The organism is Paenibacillus sp. FSL R5-0912 (assembly GCF_000758605.1).
Lineage (GTDB): Bacteria > Bacillota > Bacilli > Paenibacillales > Paenibacillaceae > Paenibacillus_AQ.
On sequence record NZ_CP009282.1, the window covers coordinates 4,944,365 to 4,964,001 of the forward strand.

The 19,637-nt window shown below is 52.2% G+C and carries 23 protein-coding genes; 1 reads left to right on the forward strand and 22 read right to left on the reverse strand.

The genetic code is table 11. The annotated features are described in order from the left end of the window. Positions 1-166: 166 nt before the first annotated feature. The 8 genes from R50912_RS20920 to R50912_RS20955 form a co-directional block, all read right to left on the reverse strand. A complete protein-coding gene (locus R50912_RS20920; protein ID WP_052416582.1) occupies positions 167-967 on the reverse strand; it encodes a biotin--[acetyl-CoA-carboxylase] ligase in 801 nt (266 codons plus the stop codon). After that, positions 957-2,405, reverse strand: a complete 1,449-nt coding sequence (locus R50912_RS36240; protein WP_052416583.1) for a CCA tRNA nucleotidyltransferase — start codon at positions 2,403-2,405, stop codon at positions 957-959. The genes R50912_RS20920 and R50912_RS36240 overlap by 11 nt, the downstream gene beginning before the upstream one ends. 10 nt (positions 2,406-2,415) lie before the next feature. Beyond that, a complete protein-coding gene (gene bshA / locus R50912_RS20930) occupies positions 2,416-3,573 on the reverse strand; it encodes an N-acetyl-alpha-D-glucosaminyl L-malate synthase BshA (protein WP_042237593.1) in 1,158 nt (385 codons plus the stop codon). A 92-nt stretch (positions 3,574-3,665) separates the two neighbouring features. Then, positions 3,666-4,370 carry a bacillithiol biosynthesis deacetylase BshB1 gene (gene bshB1 / locus R50912_RS20935; RefSeq protein ID WP_042237595.1) on the reverse strand — a complete coding sequence of 235 codons (705 nt, stop codon included), beginning with the start codon at positions 4,368-4,370 and terminating at the stop codon, positions 3,666-3,668. Further along, complete coding sequence (gene mgsA / locus R50912_RS20940) at positions 4,370-4,792, reverse strand: methylglyoxal synthase (RefSeq protein ID WP_039309895.1); 423 nt, start codon at positions 4,790-4,792, stop codon at positions 4,370-4,372. Before mgsA ends, bshB1 begins: the two co-directional genes overlap by 1 nt. Before the next feature lie 15 nt (positions 4,793-4,807). Further along, the gene (dapB, locus tag R50912_RS20945) at positions 4,808-5,611 is read right to left on the reverse strand and encodes a 4-hydroxy-tetrahydrodipicolinate reductase (RefSeq protein WP_042237598.1); all 804 of its coding nucleotides are present in this window, start codon (positions 5,609-5,611) and stop codon (positions 4,808-4,810) included. A gap of 33 nt (positions 5,612-5,644) precedes the next feature. Further along, on the reverse strand, positions 5,645-6,166 hold the full coding sequence (locus R50912_RS20950) for a tetratricopeptide repeat protein (RefSeq protein WP_042237599.1): 522 nt from the start codon (positions 6,164-6,166) through the stop codon (positions 5,645-5,647). 59 nt (positions 6,167-6,225) lie between these two features. Then, positions 6,226-6,555, reverse strand: coding sequence for a nucleotide pyrophosphohydrolase (locus tag R50912_RS20955; protein WP_042237600.1), 330 nt, complete (start codon positions 6,553-6,555; stop codon positions 6,226-6,228). Between the two features lie 167 nt (positions 6,556-6,722). On the opposite strand from R50912_RS20955, the gene R50912_RS20960 reads away from it, so the two are divergent. After that, positions 6,723-7,595, forward strand: coding sequence for a YitT family protein (locus R50912_RS20960; RefSeq protein ID WP_042138607.1), 873 nt, complete (start codon positions 6,723-6,725; stop codon positions 7,593-7,595). A gap of 367 nt (positions 7,596-7,962) precedes the next feature. On the opposite strand, the gene R50912_RS20965 is transcribed toward R50912_RS20960, so the two are convergent. The 14 genes from R50912_RS20965 to hisC all read right to left on the reverse strand — a co-directional run bounded on the left by R50912_RS20965 (position 7,963) and on the right by hisC (position 19,628). Beyond that, a complete protein-coding gene (locus R50912_RS20965) occupies positions 7,963-8,868 on the reverse strand; it encodes a sporulation protein YpjB (RefSeq protein ID WP_052416584.1) in 906 nt (301 codons plus the stop codon). A gap of 55 nt (positions 8,869-8,923) precedes the next feature. Continuing rightward, complete coding sequence (locus tag R50912_RS20970; RefSeq protein WP_042237602.1) at positions 8,924-9,571, reverse strand: DUF1405 domain-containing protein; 648 nt, start codon at positions 9,569-9,571, stop codon at positions 8,924-8,926. Between the two features lie 91 nt (positions 9,572-9,662). Beyond that, a complete protein-coding gene (locus R50912_RS20975) occupies positions 9,663-10,538 on the reverse strand; it encodes a menaquinol-cytochrome c reductase cytochrome b/c subunit (RefSeq protein WP_042138609.1) in 876 nt (291 codons plus the stop codon). A gap of 98 nt (positions 10,539-10,636) precedes the next feature. Next, a complete protein-coding gene (qcrB, locus tag R50912_RS20980) occupies positions 10,637-11,308 on the reverse strand; it encodes a menaquinol-cytochrome c reductase cytochrome b subunit (protein WP_020427667.1) in 672 nt (223 codons plus the stop codon). Positions 11,309-11,313: 5 nt separating this feature from the next. Beyond that, positions 11,314-11,868: a Rieske (2Fe-2S) protein gene (locus tag R50912_RS20985; protein WP_039309880.1), complete on the reverse strand. Its 555-nt coding sequence runs from the start codon at positions 11,866-11,868 to the stop codon at positions 11,314-11,316. 224 nt (positions 11,869-12,092) lie between these two features. Next, complete coding sequence (locus tag R50912_RS20990) at positions 12,093-12,515, reverse strand: DUF2487 family protein (RefSeq protein WP_042237604.1); 423 nt, start codon at positions 12,513-12,515, stop codon at positions 12,093-12,095. Between the two features lie 80 nt (positions 12,516-12,595). Continuing rightward, positions 12,596-12,775 (reverse strand): IDEAL domain-containing protein, encoded by a 180-nt coding sequence (locus tag R50912_RS20995; protein ID WP_039309877.1) that lies wholly within the window; start codon positions 12,773-12,775, stop codon positions 12,596-12,598. 18 nt (positions 12,776-12,793) lie between these two features. Next, positions 12,794-13,300 carry a gamma carbonic anhydrase family protein gene (locus tag R50912_RS21000; RefSeq protein ID WP_042237606.1) on the reverse strand — a complete coding sequence of 169 codons (507 nt, stop codon included), beginning with the start codon at positions 13,298-13,300 and terminating at the stop codon, positions 12,794-12,796. A gap of 11 nt (positions 13,301-13,311) precedes the next feature. Beyond that, positions 13,312-14,400, reverse strand: coding sequence for a hypothetical protein (locus R50912_RS21005; protein WP_042237608.1), 1,089 nt, complete (start codon positions 14,398-14,400; stop codon positions 13,312-13,314). Between the two features lie 89 nt (positions 14,401-14,489). Beyond that, positions 14,490-15,077: a histidine phosphatase family protein gene (locus R50912_RS21010; RefSeq protein WP_042237611.1), complete on the reverse strand. Its 588-nt coding sequence runs from the start codon at positions 15,075-15,077 to the stop codon at positions 14,490-14,492. A gap of 157 nt (positions 15,078-15,234) precedes the next feature. Further along, positions 15,235-15,825 (reverse strand): anti-sigma factor family protein, encoded by a 591-nt coding sequence (locus R50912_RS21015; protein WP_042237613.1) that lies wholly within the window; start codon positions 15,823-15,825, stop codon positions 15,235-15,237. Between the two features lie 5 nt (positions 15,826-15,830). Further along, positions 15,831-16,418: an RNA polymerase sigma factor gene (locus R50912_RS21020; protein ID WP_042237617.1), complete on the reverse strand. Its 588-nt coding sequence runs from the start codon at positions 16,416-16,418 to the stop codon at positions 15,831-15,833. A 963-nt stretch (positions 16,419-17,381) separates the two neighbouring features. Beyond that, positions 17,382-18,476, reverse strand: a complete 1,095-nt coding sequence (locus R50912_RS21025; protein WP_042237619.1) for a prephenate dehydrogenase — start codon at positions 18,474-18,476, stop codon at positions 17,382-17,384. 54 nt (positions 18,477-18,530) lie between these two features. After that, on the reverse strand, positions 18,531-19,628 hold the full coding sequence (gene hisC, locus R50912_RS21030; protein WP_042237620.1) for a histidinol-phosphate transaminase: 1,098 nt from the start codon (positions 19,626-19,628) through the stop codon (positions 18,531-18,533). Positions 19,629-19,637 lie beyond the last annotated feature (9 nt).

The following is a 19,637-nucleotide window of genomic DNA, read 5'->3' on the forward strand; positions in this document are numbered from 1 at the left end:
GTAACCGTTACATACAGTTATGAAGGTAAATCCGGTAAAACAATTCTATAAAAATTCAGTTGCTTAAGTACAGCTCGCCATAGCGATGCCGCCTCTGAGGCTATTATAACAAAATCTGCAGACAATTACACCTAAAAATATGACATAAGGCGGCATGTCTTGACGCTCAGATCATTTCGATTTCCCCTGACAGCACGCTGGTAATCTCACCTGCGCTATTGCGCAGCCGCAGTCCTCCGTTGTCATCCAGACCAACGGCCGTGGCTTCGGTGCGGCCTTGCGGCGTATTCACACACACCTTGCGGCCCAGCGTAACCGACATCGACTCCCAGAGCTCCCGAATAGGCCGGAAGCCCTGCTCTATGTATTGAATGTACAGAAATTCGAGCTCAGCCAGCACCGCTTCCGCAAGCCTAGTACGGTCAACGGGAATGCCGCCCCCTTCAATCAGCAGGGAGGTTCCCACCTCCTGCAGTTCAGAAGGGTAATCTTCACGGGTCAAATTAACGGCAATGCCGATTCCGGCGATACAGTAATGAAGGCCGCCTTCCCTAAGTGAGGATTCAAGCAGAATGCCGCAAATTTTGCGTCCGCCGGCCAGCAGATCATTAGGCCACTTGATGCCGGCAGGAACCCCGGTAACCTCACGGATCGCCGTGCAGACAGCTACACCTGCCAGCAGAGTCAGCTGCGGGGTCAGGGACAGCGGGAGATTCGGACGCAGCACCAGGCTCATCCAGATTCCCTTGCCGCGCGGGGAATGCCACTTGCGGCCCATTCTGCCCCGGCCGCCGGTCTGCTCCTCGGCCATAATCGCGGTGCCCTCAGGGGCACCGTTCTCGGCCAGCTTCTTGGCCTCCTCTTGTGTAGACGCCACCGAATCCATCCGTACGATTTCGCCAGGCCAGCTTGAAACAAAGGTCTCCCGCTTCATATGGCCGGACGGCAGCGTATCATCACTCTTCATCTCTATCCATCCTTTGTGCTTCCTGCAGCAATAATTGTTTGTCATTCGCAGTGTCGCCGGCAGCTGCTGCCAGCAGCAGCTTGTTCAGCAGCACGCCAAGCCATGGCCCGGGCTGCTTCTGCAGCAATTCTGCCAGCTCGTGGCCCGTCACCGCCAGCTCCGCAAGACTGCGGAGCGGCATAGCTGCGGTCCAGGAGCGCAGAAGCCGGGCTTGTGTGCTGGCTGTGCCGGGGGCTGGCCGGGCAGGCGCATCGGCGGAGGGGCTGGCTTCGCCGGGGGCTGGCCGGGCAGGCGCATCGGCGGAGGGGCTGGCTTGGCCGGGGGCACGACTGGCTAGCGCCGCGCCCGCTAAGCCCTGCGCCAGATCCGGCGCAGGGACAGGCCCCGCGGCGGCATCCTCAGCCGCCGCAAGCAGTGTCAGCCACCCTTCGGCGGCTGACTGGCCATGGGCCAGCACGGCGGCGATCCACCGCCGCCGCAGGCCTTCGGTGGCACCCGGAGCCTCCGGTGCCACCGAAGACAGCGCCGCGTCCCAGGCTTCGCGGACGCGCAGCACGGCGACGACGCTTACCCGCGTCGTCCCCGGGAACGTCCATGCCCGCAGGAGCTCATCCGCCGCAGCGGCGGACGAGCCCAGGGCATGCAGCAGGAGCGCCCACCGCAGGCGGGCGTCCTGCAGGTTCTCCAGACCGGCTGTACGGGCGGCGGCTGCCGCCAGGTCATTGCCGGTCCACGGGAACGGCGCTTTGCCGCGCGGCAGCAGACCGCTGCGCAGCAGGAGGGCCAGCCCGCGCTGCGGATGCGGGCCCTCTACGATGCGCTCGACCTCCGCGCGCACCCGCTCCACAGCAATATGCGCCAGCTTATCCCGCTGGCGCATCAGGCCGCGCCACGTATTCTTGGCGATAGCGAAATCAAGAACGGAGGCGAAGCGCACACAGCGCAGCATCCGCAGCGCATCCTCGCCGAAGCGTTCCTCCGCCTGGCCCACACAGCGGATACGGCGGAGCTGCAGATCCCGCTCCCCGCCAAAGGGATCAATCAGCACACCATTAAGCCCGGTGCACATGGCGTTGATCGTGAAATCGCGGCGGCGGAGGTCCTCCTTCACATCACTCACAAAAAAGACGTGCTCCGGACGGCGGTGATCGGCATAGCCGCTCTCCGTCCGGTACGTCGTAACTTCAAAGCTATAACCATTCTGCAGCACAGTTACCGTGCCATGAGCCAGCCCGGTAGGAACACAGCGCGGAAACAGGGCCATAACCGCCTCCGGCAGAGCAGAGGTGGTCAGATCCATGTCATGCACCGGTCTGCCCAGCAGTTCATCGCGCAGGCAGCCGCCCACGAAATAAGCTTCATGCCCGCCCGCCAGCAGACCGGTGATGACGGTGCCGGCGGCTTCCGCCATGCCGGATGATGCCATTGTCCATTCCATGCCCTGCTCCTTACCCCCGGATATGATCCAATCCGAGTACCTTGCGTCCAAGCACGCGGTAATATATATCTTCATATTGATTCGTAATCATATCTCTGCTGAAATCATGACAGGCCCGTTGCAGACAGGCGCATCTGAAGCTTTCTGCCATCGCATCGTCCGAGAGCAGTTGAACCGCATAGTCAGCCATCGCCTGAGTATCTCCGACCGGCGCGAGGAATCCGGTTTTGCCATGCTGAATCAGCTCTGGAATCCCGCCGGTCTGGGACCCGATGGTCGGAACGCCGCAAGCCATCGCCTCCAGGGCAACGAGCCCGAAGCTCTCCTTCTCTGAAGGGAGCAGCAGCAGATCAGCCAGTGAAATCACCTGGGCAATTTCATCCTGCTTACCCAGAAACCGCACTTTGTCATCCAGGCCCATCTCGCTGATTTTGGCCTGGATCTTCGGCAGATCAGGCCCTTCCCCCACCAGAAGAAGACGTGAAGGCAGATGTTTATTCACCTTCGCGAATACATCCACCACATCACTTACCCTTTTAACCGGACGGAAGTTGCTGATATGCATCAGGATTTTTTCATCCGGAGCAGCGAAGTCGCCGCGCAGGTCCGTTACATCACGGGGATAATACACCCGTTTGTCCACGAAATTATAGGTCAGATCAATCTCCCGTGTAATATCAAGCGCCTTACGAGTCTCCTTGATGAGATCCTGGGAGACGGCAGTCACCGCGTCACTCTCGTTAATGCCCAGGCGGATCAGATCCTTCAGGGATTCATCCTGGCCCAGTACCGTAATATCCGTGCCGTGCAGGGTCGTAACCACTTTTATGTCGTTGCCCAGGATCTGCTTGGCCAGAAAAGCACAGACGGCATGCGGCACCGCATAATGCACATGGAACAGATCCAGCTTCTGCATCTTGGCTACCTGAGCCATCTTGGTCGCCAGCGCCAGATCATAAGGCGGGTAACGGAACACATAATAATCGTTAACCTCTACCTCATGATAAAATATATTTTTTTGAAACGTTCCCAGCCGGAACGGGATGCTGTGTGTAATAAAGTGGACCTCGTGGCCCTTCTCGGCCAAAAGCTTGCCCAGTTCAGTTGCCACTACGCCCGAGCCGCCAAGAGACGGATAACAAGTGATGCCTATTTTAAGCCGGTCCATAGCTCCGCCCCTTCATTTTACATCAATCTATTACTTCAAGTAATGACATGGATTTATTATAGTTGTTTTTCGGTCTTTTTCAAATCTGCGCCTTATTTACCGGCAACACGGAAGTAATCCACCGTATGCGGCACCTTGCTGGCGAACCCTTCTGCATAAGGAATGAGCCTCCGCTGTCCGAGCAGCATATCTCTCGAACGGACGCGCTCGATATACCCTTCTGTCAAAGGGGTCTTCACAGCATCCTCACCAGGGAGTATGCCAAATTGCGACCGGTAGCAGGACAACGCCTGCTCTTTGAGCGGATATTGTTCCGATACATCGATAATCAGATCGGTACGGCCCAGATCGTTAATGAAGTAGAAATATAATTGCGGTTCAGGGATAGAAGGCATGTCCGGCATATACTTACGCAGCTTGGCGTTAAATACGGCTTCTTCCACCAGCTTGCTGCAGGCGATATGATCCGGGTGCCTGTCCTCCCAGTAAGGGGCGAACACTATGGAAGGGGCATAGCGGCGGATTTCCGCAGTCACTGCCGCCAGATAGTGCTCTGTCATATAGAGCCCCCTGTCAGGAAGTCCCAGGTTCGTACGCACCGCAGCCCCCAACACGTCTGCAGCCTGCTGAGCCTCAAGTTTACGGAGCTCCACCGTACCGTTCGAAGACATTTCCGCCTGTGTCAGATCACACATCCCCACTTTGAAGCCGGCAGCCGTATGTTTGGCGATGGTTCCCGCCATGCCGATCTCCGCATCATCGGCATGAGCACCGAATACCAGAATGTCGAGTTTCATTATTCATCCACACCCGGTTTGTATTTATGTACCAGCTCGCGCCAGCCGAAATCTCCGCGGTCGATTGCCTTTACCAGAATTTCCGCTGTGGCAATATTGGTAGCCACCGGGATTCCATATACATCACACAGGCGGAGCAGCGCCGTGATATCCGGTTCATGCGGCTGTGCCATCAGCGGATCACGCAGGAAAATAATTAAATCAAGCTCATCCGTCGCCACCATGGAGCCAATCTGCTGATCTCCGCCCAGCGGGCCGGACATATAGCGGTGAATGACAAGTTTGGTTGCTTCCATAATCCGTTGTCCGGTCGTTCCGGTGGAATATAACTGATGCCCTTCAAATACATGCTCATAGGCGGTTACGAAATTCACCATCTCATCTTTTTTGCGGTCATGTGCGATAAATGCGATTTTTAACATGTTGCTCTCCCCCGTCTATTCTATAAAATGCTCAAATCCGTAAATCAAACCGGTATATCCCATCACCTTCTGGATTCCCATCTTGACTCCAGGCATATACCCGGCACGCTCGTATGAATCATGGCGGATCTTAAGCGACTGTCCAAACCCGCCGAACACCACTTCCTCCTGGGCAAAAACACCGGGAAGACGTACGCTATGAATCCGGAACCCGTTATAGTAACCGCCGCGCGCCCCCTCAATAATCTCTTCTTCCCCAGGGTGCCCCTGGCGAAGCTCCTGCCGTGCCTCAGAGATCATCTCAGCCGTCTTAATGGCTGTTCCTGACGGCGCATCCAGCTTCTGGTCTCCATGATACTCGATTATTTCCAGGTGCGGGAAATATTTGGCAGCCTGAGCCGCAAATTTCATTAGAAGAATGGCTCCGATGGAGAAGTTCGGTGCAATGAGTCCACCGATTTCCTGATCCTGGCATTGCTTGTCCAGCTCGGCGATCTGTTCAGGCGTAAATCCTGTAGTCCCGATCACCGGACGAACGCCATATTTAATAGCCAGGGCAGTATTGCTGTAGGCAGATTGCGGAATGGTAAAGTCCACCAGCACATCTGCAGCAGCTCCTGCAAGAGCTGCCTCCAGGTCCGAAGTAACCCGAACACCACTATCCTCAAGGCCAACCATCCGGCCGGCATCGCTGTCGCCCGCAGAGCGGTCGACAGCTGCAGCCAGCTCCAGTTCATCATCCTGCAGCACCAGCTTCACAACTTCTTTGCCCATTCTCCCTCCGGCTCCGGAGACAATAACCCTGATCTTGTCGCTCAAATGAATTCCTCCTCGCTTTCCCTGGCTCTGATATTATTGTATATATTTTTGCAGTGATTTCTGCAGATCCTTCATCAGTTGACGCAGACCGGTATCATCCGGATGCAGCGACATCACTTCTTTCAGTACAGCTATGGCCTGCAGATGCTCGTTCATCCGGCTGTGTGCAATAGCCAGCCATACATAAGCATCCCCATATAAGGGGTCAAGCGATACCGCTTCTTTGAGCAAGGTAACCGGACGGTATGGATTCACCGGTACCGCCGCCTCATCCTCCAGCAGCCGTTTCGCTTCCTGCACCAGCTGCAGCGCCTGCAAATGCTGGAGGTGCAGCTCATACTCCGGTTTGGAATCATCCAGTTTGCGCGCTGCTATAGCGTGTTCAAGAGCCTTCTCCAGCATTCCGCTGCGGGCATAGGTGATAGAGCAGCGGTACCTTACCTCAGCATCATCCGGACTGGCCGCAATGGCCGCTTCGAACAAAGTGATGGCCTCAGCGAAGTCACTGCGCAGAATAGAGCGGTATGCCGCTTTTACATAGTCGTTATGATTCATATCCTCACCATCCTCACGGCTAATTCCCGTTCGTTTGGTACAGCATATGTAGTGAAGGCCTAATCGGTGTTTTTGAGCGTCCAGCGCCCGGCATCGCGTGTATTGAACTTATGCATAACCTTGTTATGGGCTTCAGTGAGGTCTATGCCCAGTGAATTGGCGAAACAAACGGTAATGAAGAGAATGTCGCCCAGCTCCAGCTCGATCGAATTATCGGCTTCATTCGCTTTTTTCGGTTTCTCGCCAAACTGATGGTTTACCTCCCGGGCCAGCTCTCCAACTTCCTCGGACATCCGGGCCAGCATGGACAGCGGGCTGAAATAGCCTTCTTTAAATTGTGAGATATACTGATCAACCTCACGCTGTATATCACTAAGACTTTTTTCCATAAATTGTTGTTTCACCCCCCGTATGTTCTTGCCATCTGTTTGCCCCTATGTTATCGTAAAGACGTTTTGAAGACAAATCTTTTTTGAAAGTCTTCGTGAATTTGCAGCTGTATCCGTGAGAGTAAATACCTATAAACTGCCCATTAGAGGCATAGGCGAGGGATTATATGAAATCATCAATTAAATTCAGCACCATCAGCAAAACCATTGCCCCAATCATGCTGGGAGCTGCAATCTACGCCTTTGGACTTCTGTACTTCATTGTACCCAATCAGCTGATGGAAGGCGGCGTTACAGGGATTACCATCCTGCTCAACTATGCTTTTAGCATACCGATCTTTTTGACCACACTGCTGCTGAATCTCCCGCTCTTCCTGCTTGGCTGGAAGGTGCTGGGGGCGAATCAGATCGTCTACACAGGCGTGGGTATCGGCGCCCTGTCCTTTTTCCTCTGGCTGTTCGAACGAATGATTAATGCAGGCTGGATTGTAACGTTCAGTACGGAGCATGATTTTATTCTTGCTTCATTATATGCCGGGGTAACACTGGGGTTGGGACTGGGGATTGTCTTCCGTTTCGGCGGCACCACCGGCGGGGTAGATATTGTAGCGCGGATCCTCGGACGCAAGTTCGGCTGGAGTATGGGACAGATTATCCTGGCAGTCGATGTGATCATTATTGGCGCATCCCTGCTCTATATCCCCCGCGAAAAAATATTGTACACCCTAGTCGCCGTCTTTATTGCTTCACGTGTCATTGATTTCATTCAAGAGGGCGCTTATGCCGCCAAAGCGTTCACCATCATCAGTGATGATGCTCCGCAGATAGCCGAGCTGATTACCGCAGAGATGGAACGCGGCGTCACATTAATCCCGGCGATTGGAGCCTATTCCAAACAGGCCAAACACATGGTGTACTGCGTTGTTTCCAGACAGGAAATCCGCCGGCTCAGCCTGCTGGTTAAGTCTGTTGACCCTAAGGCCTTCGTCATTATCAGCGATGTCCATGATGTACATGGCGAGGGCTTCCGGGAGACCTGACAGGCTGAGGGGAAGCTTATAACATGAAATACTGCCCACAGTACCACATTTGCCTCATGATCTTGGTTAATACCCAGAATTGTTGAATAAAAGATAGCAATCCGCTTCCTTCAAGCAGCTTAGCAGTGGAATTGTTGTATTCCATACAATAATCCTCCTGAATACTCCTGTATTTACATATCCAAGTTGTAATACTTACAACAATTGGTTTGTACCGTGCAAACTTAAGATACTTAGGTTCAGTCAGCAGCATTGTACTCAAAAAGCTCCCTTCATCCGCCTAAGCGGGAAGGGAGCTTTTGTGAGTATTGAGGATTCATATGCCTGAGGGGAAGTACTCCAGCTTCAGCGGATAGTTCCCTCCCAGCTACACAGCCTTCCAATCCCCGTTCTGGCCCCGGTACTTGCGGTAAGCGGCATAGGCCAGCACGGTAAGGATGAACGCACCTGCCAGCAGTCCCCAAGCCCCGTACGGCTGCGGGGCGAGCGGTAGCGACAAGGCCGGCTCATCGCGCTCTTTGCCAAACATGACCCGGGCTGCATCCTGCCCGTAAGACACAATCTCCAGCAGCCGGGCCCGTTCCACCGGCTGCGCGGAGGTGGCGATTCCCTGGGCATACGAGATCCAGGAATCAAACGCATTGACGGCCTCCGGCGGCCGGGAGATGATCACCGCAGGCCGGATATTATCGTACCGGCTCTGCAGTCTGGCCAGAGCGTCCTTCCAGCTCTTCAGATCGTTAGCGGCAGCGCCTTGCTCCATATTATTCAGATCCTCGCGGACCAGCTTGTAATACTGCAGCCACATGGGCTGCCGGGGGTGATTCAGACTGTTCGCGGCGAGCCGGAGCCTAGCTGCGGCAGCTTCCCACCGCTGGGGAGAAGTCTCTACAGCAGCCACTGCAGACTTCATGTCCATAATTACTGTAGAGAGCGCATGGATTCCCTCTACCGATGTCAACCCTTCGAAGGAAGAAGAGATAAAAATCTGCGAGATCTCCTCACTCTCCTGCCTTGCCTTGACCACATCGCCTTCAAGCACATAAGCATATAAGGCATCCGCTGCCTGCTCCAGCCGCTGTGCCCCGCTTCTGCCGGTGAGGGCAGCGGGATCACTGACGGTGACTCCTGTTGCCTCTATGTATGCTTCAGTTCCTGAATTCGCACCGGCAGCCGCTGCTTCTGCTTCGGCCAGAACTCTTCCTCCATTCACTCCGGCCAGCAGCCAGCACAGCACAATCCCTGACAGTATGAACCTTCTCCTGCGCGGCATGTGACATCCCTCCCACCTTAATGTATGGCGGAGGGACAAGAGTTAGAACAGCCTGTCAATGCCTGTCAGCAGATTTGGCGGGAAGAGCCGGACGCCTTGTTCTGCCGCCGGATAACCACGCCGCAGCTGTGCTGAACAAGGTAAGACCCATAGTGAAATACTGAACGGCGCTGATATCATCATCAAGCACTGAAGGCAGCCACGGAAATACGCCCTCTGAATAATCGATCATATCATTCGCGAAAGTCCATAACAGCGCAATGGGCAGCATTCTGCGGAACGAGAAGAAACGGGCATAGATTAACGCTTCAACTGCCATCCCGGTATGGGATATCATCAGCATCCAGTCTTTCCAGGTGACCGTATCCCCTTGATAACCGCCGGCAACAATCATACTGACCGCCCAGATGCCATATTTCACCGATGTGACTACAGCCAGCGCCTCGATCAGCTGGCGTACCAAAGTTCCGGTAAGCCCCTTAGGCGGATACAGCAGCAGCAGTAATGCAGCGGTAAAGAACAGGCTGGCTGTAGGACTGTCCGGAACAAAAGGAAGCAGCCAGTGCGGATAATTATCAGCGGTAAACGCCAGCTGATTGCCATACCACATGTATCCGTAAACCGTACCCAGAAGATTCACGATGAACAGTAGCCAAATGATCCTTCTGTCCCTGAATAATCTGTCAAACCAATGAACCGGCATATAGACAACTTCCTCCCGACTGTAAGCAGCCTCAATCTAAAAAAAGCAAAAACCTGACCGCATGCACGATCAGGTTTGCGTTAATTTTATTTTACTGTTCGCTTTTTTGTTTGGCAAGCCAGCCGGCCAGATCATCAATATCCTGCTCGGACAGCCCCGCTCCCATCGCGGTCTCGTACATCGGAGGCATTTGTCCTTTGCCTTCTTTAATAATAGTAAGAATCGCTGCCTTATCATGCTTATCCCCGACCCCGCGCAGTGAAGGCGGCCCTCCGGTACCCTTCATATCTACCGCGTGGCAGGATACACAGCTGGCTTGCTTATAGAGTGCCATCGCCGGATCATCCTTGTCCACAATGGCAATGTCCTTTGTCTGGACGACAGTTGTGGTAGGCAAGCCAGCCGCCCTGTTTTCGGCCGCTTTCTCCTCACGCTGCACATCCTCCGGAATCTGTCCTGTCTCCGCCATTTCGTGCTTGTATTCCGTCCAGGCGGTATTGGTGAGGTACACAATGGCCGCCAGGGACAGGAACATAAGGGAGGAAGCAATCGGTCTGCGGTAGAACCGGCGCTCACGGCCCGTATCCAGAAAAGGGGCCAGGAGCAGTGATCCAAACGCCACACCGGTCACGCCAAGCGTTCCCAGCACGATATAATCTCCCGATGCATAGGGCAGCTTGAGATACTGATAGAGAAACAGAAAGTACCAGTCCGGGATAGGAATTACTGTTGCTGTGGCATTTGCGGGAAATCCAAGCGGAGCCGGCTCCGATATCGTCAGAACCAGAATACCCACCAGCACTACTACGCCAACCATCCATTCCTTAAGCAGAAAGTTAGGTATAAAAGCCTCAGACTTGCCCGGATAGGCCGAATAGTCAGGCGGAGTAATGAACCCGTTGCCCCTGCGGACCCGGGAATCCCCTACGAATACCACCTTCTCTTTGGAGTCGTCTTTATGCGCCATGACCGTTCCTCCTAAAAGTTTTGTGAGCCTCTGCTTCTCGAACCGCTTCGTACAAAACCCGCTTCGGAAGCATACTCTTAAGTTTTGGTGAGCCTAAGTTACAATGGGCCGGAAATTCCTTGTCTGCGGATCATAATGAAGTGTCCCACAAGCAGTATAAGCAGGACCGCCGGGAGGAAGAATACATGGAGGGCGAAGAAGCGGGTCAGCGTCTCGGCGCCTACAATCGTCCCCCCTTGCATCAGTTCCTTCAGCACCGGCCCCATAACCGGAACAGAGTTCGCGATCTCCAGGGTAACCTTGGTTGCAAAGTACGCCTTGTTATCCCAAGGCAGCAGGTAGCCGGTTAATCCCAGCCCAAGCATAACGAAGAAGATCAGCATCCCGACCACCCAGTTCATCTCGCGCGGAGCCTTATAGGAGCCGGTGAAGAACACACGCATCGTATGAAGAAACATCATGACAATGACCAGACTCGCTCCCCAGTGATGCATCCCCCGGACAATCTGGCCGAAGGCGACTTTGGTCTGAAGATACTCCACACTAGCATAGGCATTTATGATATCGGGTACATAATACATTGTCAGAAACATGCCTGACAGAATCTGAATGACGGTTATGAAAAAAGTAAGTCCACCGAAGCAATAGACAAAGGCTGAGAAGTGATGGGCAGGATTGACATGCTCGGGAACCTCGTGGTCGGCAACATCTCTCCAGATCGGCGTAATATCCAGACGTTCGTCAATCCAGTTATAGACATTTTTAAACATTGGATTCACGCCTCCTTCTTAGCTTCAGTATTTGGAACGATGTCGCCCAGATACACCCAGCCGCCGTCAATCTTGGTGGTGTACTGGTCAAGCGGCTTCGGGGCTACTGCCAGATTCTTGCCCAGTTTCGTATAACGCGCTCCGTGGCAAGGACAGTGATATTCATCCGGAAAAGCCTTATCATTGTTCCAGCCTACCGTACAGCCAAGGTGCTTGCATACCGGTGAAAGCGCATAAATTTGTCCGCTCTCATCTTTACGGATCCACGCCGTCAGCATTGCTGTACTGGCATACCATCCGTCCTGCTGCGGCAGTTCAAAGGTGAACTCCTGTGGCACATCGGTAATCTTGGACGTTTCCGCTACCTTGATAAAGTCTCCTTCGCCTTTTTTATGTAATATCGGGTCTACAGCAAAACGAATCATCGGCAGAATGGCCCCGGCTCCCATAAAAGCGGTGGCACCGCCTAGGGTATAGGCCAAAAACTGTCTACGCGATATATCCTTCCGTTGGGGCTGTTCTTGCGGAAGCGGTTCCTGTTCTTCATTAAGGCTGCTCATACTGTGTGTAACCCCCTTTTCAAAATTTGAGAAGGCACCTGCAGAGTCCGTTGAAAGACAATTATGGTAATTAATTCGTTTTCAATGAAAAAAATCACATGACATATAAGTTCAACCTAATCATAGCTTAGGCTCCAAAACCCGTCAAGAATATTGTCTAAATTGTGACAGGCATTTGTGGCTGATTTCATAATAATTGTTGATTTTTCGTCACATTTAACTCATTATCTATTTAACCATAATCTCTGGATTTCATCCCGTATACGGGAGCTCACAGGAGTATCCGAATTCCTCTTCAATTCAGGCAGGCAAAGGAGTAAATCGCTTTCATAAACCTCTTGTGTTAAAAGCACTTCATTCGCAGAAGACACAATAACATATTGGAAACCAATGGATTTGACTTTTTGGCAAAGATCGTTAAGTAAAGCTATACTTTCTGCTCCTGCATACTGTACCGCCGGATACGTTACCACACGCCCTTGAAAAGGCTTCTCGACTAAATCGAGGAAATCACGCTGACGCTCCAGCGCTGCAACGGTCTCGGGAGGTGTCTCTGTCCCTTGAAGTCCTGTATACGGGATTACACAGGTATCGTAGAAATGTCCACCCGCTTCCCAAGTCTCACGGTCAAAATCACTGAATTTCATCGGCTCGCCCCCTTCTTGCCGCTTATGCAGCATTTAGAACATCATAAATGTAAAAAAAGAAATGCGCCAGGCGCATTTCCTTATGCCAAACTTTTCAGTTCTTCAGTCAGATTCCGGAAAGCTGCCTCATCTCCGGCAGCCAGCGCCGTGTCAATCTTCCGGTACAAGATGTCGGTACGACGCTTTCTTAACGCTTCATCCCAAACCATTTCTGCAGCAAGCCCCAGCATCACTTCATAAGTAGCCTTCATTTTGTCCATTCGATACACCTCCGCTGTTTAAGAGTTTCCGTATTCCAATGCCTTCTTCACATAGCTTTCACTAGTAAGTGCCATCCTCAGCAGATCCTGCTGCGTCAACTCACGGATCACTTTGGCTGGGGTGCCTAAGGAGAGCGTGTACGGCGGAATGATTTTGTTTTCGGTTACAATGGAGCCGGCTCCTATTAAAGCATATTCACCAATCTCTGCTCCGTTCAATACAATTGCTCCCATTCCGATTAATGTGCCTTTGCCTATCCGGCAGCCGTGGATAATCGCGGAATGGCCGACCGATATATCATCACCCAGAATCAGCGGTAAACCCTCAGCCACATGACCCACCGTACCATCTTGAATATTGCAGCGCTCTCCGATTAGTACCGGAGCCAAATCTCCTCTAAGCACAGCATTGAACCAGATACTGGATTGTTTCCCCATTCTTACATCGCCAACGAGCTTAGCGCCTTCCGCCACATAGACTGATTCATCAAGCTGCGGTATGTAATTCCCATAAGCTATCCGCATCTCTCTCCCCCTTACTTAAGCAGCAGCTTCGGTACGGCCGCTTCACTTCCCCAGGGCGTCATCATAACCACCGGCCCTTCGGCACCTTCACCGAGTCTGATCATACCCAGATGCAGCATCATCCGCAGAATACGTTGTTCGAGTATGGCGCCGGCATCATCATAATAGAACGGCTTAATCAGCCAGCCCAACCCTTCGGATAGCGAAGCCACGGTAACCCATCTGCTTGCACTAAGACTGATCCAATAGACTAGCGATGGCAGGTTAGGAATTGCGCCTTTATACAGTCTTAACCAAAAGGAGAATAACTGCATCAGCTTTTCCGATTTCCCTTCCTCCAGGAATTGCTCCCCTGACGTTGTGAGCTTCAGACGGTAGCCCTCTTCCGAGATCCAGCGGCGGTGGCGGGCATAATCATACAGCAGGGCAAATCTCGGCGGATAGTGCTCACAGGCCCTTCCGTAGCCGAATCTCCACCCGCCTTTGCCCAGCAGGGGCTCAGCAATTTGTAAGGCATTCATCACTCCCTGCTGATTGCGTTTATACAGCGCCCCCTCCTGCCCAAGTTCAGGCTCGTTATCCTTAACATAGCGCAGGAAGAGCAGCAGATCGCCCGCCAGCAGATCGCCCTCGCCCCGGTACATTGCCGGTTCAGGACTTGGAGTAATCCCTTCCTTCAGGTGCTCCCCCATCCTGTCGCGGAAGCGGATCTTCAGATCCAGCGGGACCTGAAACAGATACCTGCTCTGCTGCGATGCACCGGTAAAGAGCCAGCCGCCATTTTTGAACCTGCTGACCATATCGCGATAGCTGCCGCCTTTACCGGAGGGTGTGTCAAAACATGCCTGCCTTGCGGCGGCAAGAAGATCTTCCAGACTGAAGTGGCTGCGCTCATCAAATAGCAAAGTGTTCAGGAACCGCAGTTCCTCCGGAGTACAGCCCCGGATATGAGACTCCATAAACTCACGGCTGCCCAAGGTAATGAGAATACTCTGAATCAAATCATGTTTGGAATTCCGTTTGCACTCACATTCATAGCGTCCCGCAATGGCGGTAAGCTGACCAATGTCTGCGTAAGTGAGCATATCCGCCAGATTCATCTTTTATCGCCTCACCGTTTTACTACCATTATGGGAAATATAGCCCTTTTTATTCCTTATTACTCAAAAAAAATAACCCGAGGGCCGGGTTAACGCTGATTCTGCAAGATATGACGGGTACAGTTGTACAATACCGGATTCCATTCCTGCTCGATTTTCTCCAAAATCGTCAGGGAGAGGTTACCGAGACGTTCAGAATACTTGTCTTTATATAATGCGGTGTACAGTTGTGCAAGAAACCCTCCATGAGAGATGACCAGTACATTCTGATCCGGATAACGGGCCGAGAGATCCTCAAGAAAAGCAAGCCCGCGTACCTGAAGCGCCGCATCGCTCTCCTGCCCCAATGTTAACTGATTCCAATCCTTACCCCATTTAGCTTCACGGGCTGCAGCCGTCATTCCTTCTACCTGGCCATAAGCGCGCTCGCGGATCCGATGATCAGGTTCCAGCAAAGGAATTCCCAGCTTAGCGGCAACGATCTTTCCTGTCTCAGCTGCGCGGGAAAGACTGCTCGTAATGCAATAGTCCCAGTGGTAGGGCTCCTGCAGAAGCCGGTCACCCAGCATCTCAGCCTGCCTGCGGCCTTCGTCGTTAAGCGGAATGTCACTTTGTCCCTGAATCTTACCTTCCGCGTTCCAATCCGTCAGCCCGTGGCGTATTAAGCCGATCAGCATTGCCTATCACCTTTCCCTTCCATTTATGTTTGCTTAATAATGTAACACGAATGAAAACAAATGTCTTCTTTTTTAACAAAATTACAGGTCTATTCCTCACTTGAAGCTCATATCCGGATACGAAAAAGCCCTCTTCACTATTTAAGTAAAGGGGCTTTCATTGTCTGCGGTAACGGTTCAGGCGCACCAGCAGGAATATAGACAACCCGACACCCAGCGTCGATAACACCATCCAGTATTGCGGGTGGGAGGGGCCCATATTGGCAACAAGCGGTTCAATAATACCGCCTTCTGACTCGACCGGATAAGAAGATGACCAATCCAATGTCAGTCCTGCCACACCTGTTTCTACAATTCCGCTCTGGGCTGCAGTAGTATTCGAGGGTGTTTTGAACATGGTGAAATATAAAAAGCTGGAGATAAACACTGCCAGAAAACAGGCAATCCACAGGCTCAGCCTACGGCGGAAAACAGCGGAGCTGCCCGCAGACTTACCGTCCCCAGGCATAAGCCAGGGACTTTCCAGATAGATCCGCTCCATAACCTTAAGGTTAATCGCTTCTGCACGTTCATCACTGACTTCAAACCTTGAGTCCTGCATAAGCTCACTTGTCTCCTGCCACAACGCCCATTCGGCACTGCAATAGGAACAAGCCGCGATATGTTTCTCAAGTCTAATCCGTCTGGGATCTGTGGGGGGAGCGTCCCACAAGAGCGGAATGGAATCCTGCGCTTCCCTGCAATTCATTGGCCTTACACCCTCTCAGCCTGCTCTTCAAATTCAGGCTCATAGAAATAGGATTCGAGCTGGAGCTTCACACTGCTCCTGGCGCGGAACAATAGTGATTTCACGGAGCTGACACTCTGATCCAGAATCACTGCAATTTCCTGATAATCCATCTGATCATATTCACGCAGAATGAGCGCAGAACGCTGCTTCTCCGGGAGATTGTTAATGGCTTCACGGACCAGATTCATCCGTTCTTTACGTAATGCCGCCTGTTCCGGGGCAACGTCAAGCGGTGCCACAGGAGTATAACCGCTCTCTTCAAGCGATACATTTCCGGCACGGTTCTTGCGCAGCTCACTCAGCACCGTATTACGGGCAATAGTGTACAGCCAAGTAGAGAAAGAAGCATCCACTTCACGGAACGAATGAAGACTCCGGAAAGCCTTGTAGAAGGTCTCAGAACAAAGGTCTTCGGCAATCAGCTCCATATGGGAGTTCTTAAGCATATGATACACAAACGCCAATATTTTGCGTTGATAACGTCGCATCAATTCCGAGTATAATTCTGTATCTCCTTGCTTGATAAGCTGGATCAACTGGGAATCCGTCATGGTGAGTTCGGCCCTCCTCGCCCTTGCACGATTAATCCCGTCCGGTCCGTACCTACTTATACCGGTCAGGTAAGAAAAAGTTGCGGCATTGCTACAAATTCGTACAAATAAATGAAATACTTCCTATGTATATTCAACCAGCCGTTAATTAAGGCATACTGTATGTAAATACAGAAAGAAATTCGCATCTTTACAAATTTCTAATACTGTTCAGATAGGCATATGGCTCCCTATACTTGGAAGAAATCTATAAACATACTTAACCCAGTATAGCATACATTCTAACAGGATGACATTAATAGACTTTTAGATTCAGCGGGAAGTCGAATATTGAAAGCGGTATTATTAATGTTTGAGAAAGGGGTTGACAGAATGTAACCGTATACATATAATAAAAGTACAGTATGGTTTCTCTCCACTCCTATCCAAACACTGCACGGTTCCAATACATTGTGAACTGTAACCGCTTATTATGTAAGCGGTCTTTTTTTGTCCATTTTTACGAACAATTGGATAATTTATAGGCGCATTATACTCCCCTAACCTAATCATCCGAAACGCAGTCCGTAACGACACAGATACGCTCCGCGAAATCTTCCGCTCTGCGTCATTGACCGTTGAGAGTGACCGCAACCTTTCATAACCTGCCCGTCAGTGAGGCGACTGAGAATCCGTTATTTGAGTAAAATCAGCGAATTTGCCGGTTAATCGGACTCAGAATCGCTTAATTGACCTGAAAAGTGTATTACAGTATATTTTAGGAATATAGGAATCTCAGTCCGTTTCAGGATATATGGATCTGGGGAGGGGTGGCTGGCCTGACAGTTTGCTATCAAGTGGAAACGGCTATGCCGTCCTTTAAAGGACGGTGCTTTTCAGCGAGAAATAGAAGGACAAGTAATCATGCGCAGCAAATAAATTCTTACATTAAAAAAAGCCGGGGAACCACTCCCCGGCTCTTCGCTACACATATACCGTATAATCATTCTGCTGCAATACAACCTTGGCCCGCTCCATATCATGCTCCTGGCGGAACGACAGGCGCATGATCCCGGGAACATCCTCCCGGCTCTCAATAATCTGCACGTTGCTAAGGTTGATGCCCTGGTCGCCAAGCTCTGTGGTGATGCGTCCGATAATCCCGGGATGATCGGGGACATCAATATGAAGGTCGAACAACGGGACAATCATTCCTTTGCGGCGCTCAGGCAACTGGCTGCGGAACTCATTCGCCTCATGGAAGGCCGACTCGATTCCCGCACCATCCCCCTGCTCCAGCAGATGAATGAATGAAGAAACCTCGTCATTCCAGTCCTTGAGCAGACGCAGCATAACCGAGCGGTTATTGAGCAGGATATCACGCCAGATAATCGGATCGCTCGAGGCAATCCGCGTAATATCCCGGAAGCCGCCGGCCGCAAGTGTGCTGTATAAAGAATCTGAATCATGGTAGGCATGAATCTGATTAACCAGGGCTACCGCGATAATATGCGGCAGGTGGCTGATCGCTCCGACAATCTCATCATGGCGCTCCGGGTCAAGCCGGACAATATGCGCTCTGGTATGTAGAAGCAAGGATTCCAGTGCATAATAAGCTTCCTCCGGAACACCGGGCGGAGGCGTCAGTACGTAATAGGCATTCTCGAACAGCAATGAGGAGGCTGCCTCTACACCCGAGCGTTCCGAGCCAGCCATGGGATGGCCGCCGATGAAATGCACACCGGGAAGGTCAAGGGAGACTGCGCAGGCTGCAATGCTGGCCTTGGTGCTGCCGACGTCGGTGATAATACAGCCCGGCTTCAGCGGCAGGCGGCTCAGCTGCTGAAGATAATCCTCTATCATGCCAACAGGCACACACAGAAAAATATAATCGGCGCCCAGCGCCGCTTCCTCAAGCGATAGGGTAGCCTCATCGACCACACCTCTGCTGACATATTTGATTGCTGATTCAGGACGGTGGGCATGCCCTACTACGGTCAGGCCCTCCTTGCCTTTGAAGCAAAGGGCCAGTGAGCCGCCGATCAGACCGACACCGAAAATTGCTATTTTTGTCGTCATGTTCTTAGAACTACCTGCCTTCTGTGATATCGTCAATCCTGCTTCTGATACAGGTTATGCGCGTACTCCCTGTTCTTCAAGCGCCTTCTCTAAGGCAGCGATGAAGGCTGTATTCTGCTCGGCAGAGCCGACAGTAACCCGGATGTAAGTCGGGTAGCGGTGGTGGCCTGCTCTCACGATAATACCTTGCCGCAGCAGGGCATCGAAGACCTCAAAGGCCGGCTTGCGTACATCCACCATGATGAAATTGCCGTGAGCCGGGAAGGACTCAAGGCCTAGACGCTGGAATTCAGCCTGCAGCTGCACAATTCCGGTACTGTTAAGCGTACGGCACTGCTGGACATATTCCTGATCAGCCAGTGCAGCCAGAGCCCCTACCTGGGCTAAGCGTGTGGTATTGAAAGGTTCCCGCACTTTATTGATTAAGGAGATAATCTGCGGGCTGGCCACGCCGTAACCGATGCGGAGTGCAGCAAGACCGTAGATCTTGGAGAACGTACGGAGTACAACGAGATTCGGATAGGTGTCCAGCAGCTTAATGCCGTTAGAGTAACTCAGATCGGTCACGTATTCGTAATATGCCTCATCCAGTATTACCATAACTCCGGCCGGTACTGCATCCAGGAAAGTAATCAGGGCATCCTCCGGCACAATGGTACCGGTCGGATTGTTGGGGTTGCAGATCCAGATTGCCTTGGTCCGGTCCGTAATCTTCGCCAGCATTGCATCCAGATCATGGGTCCCATTCTTCAAAGGTACTTCAATGGATACAGCACCCTCTATATCAGCGTTGCTCTTATAGACGGAGAAGGTCTGATCCGCCATAATGGTCTCGTCACCGGGCAGGAAAAATGCACGTGCGATCAGAGCAATAATCTCGTCAGAACCGCATCCGAAAATAATGTTATCACTTGCTACTCCCAGATGCTCGGCCAATGCTGCAGTCAGCTCGGCAGCGGAACCGTCCGGGTATAAATACAGATTATCCAGTTCCGCTACAATAGCGGCTTTTGCGCTTGGTGCTGCCCCGTAAGGGTTCTCGTTGGATGCCAGTTTAATAACATCGCTTAAGCCCAGCTCCTTCTTGACTTCTTCGATCGGTTTCCCCGGCTTGTAGACAGGGAGGTCGACGATATTAGGTTTCGGGTTCATGGCCCATCC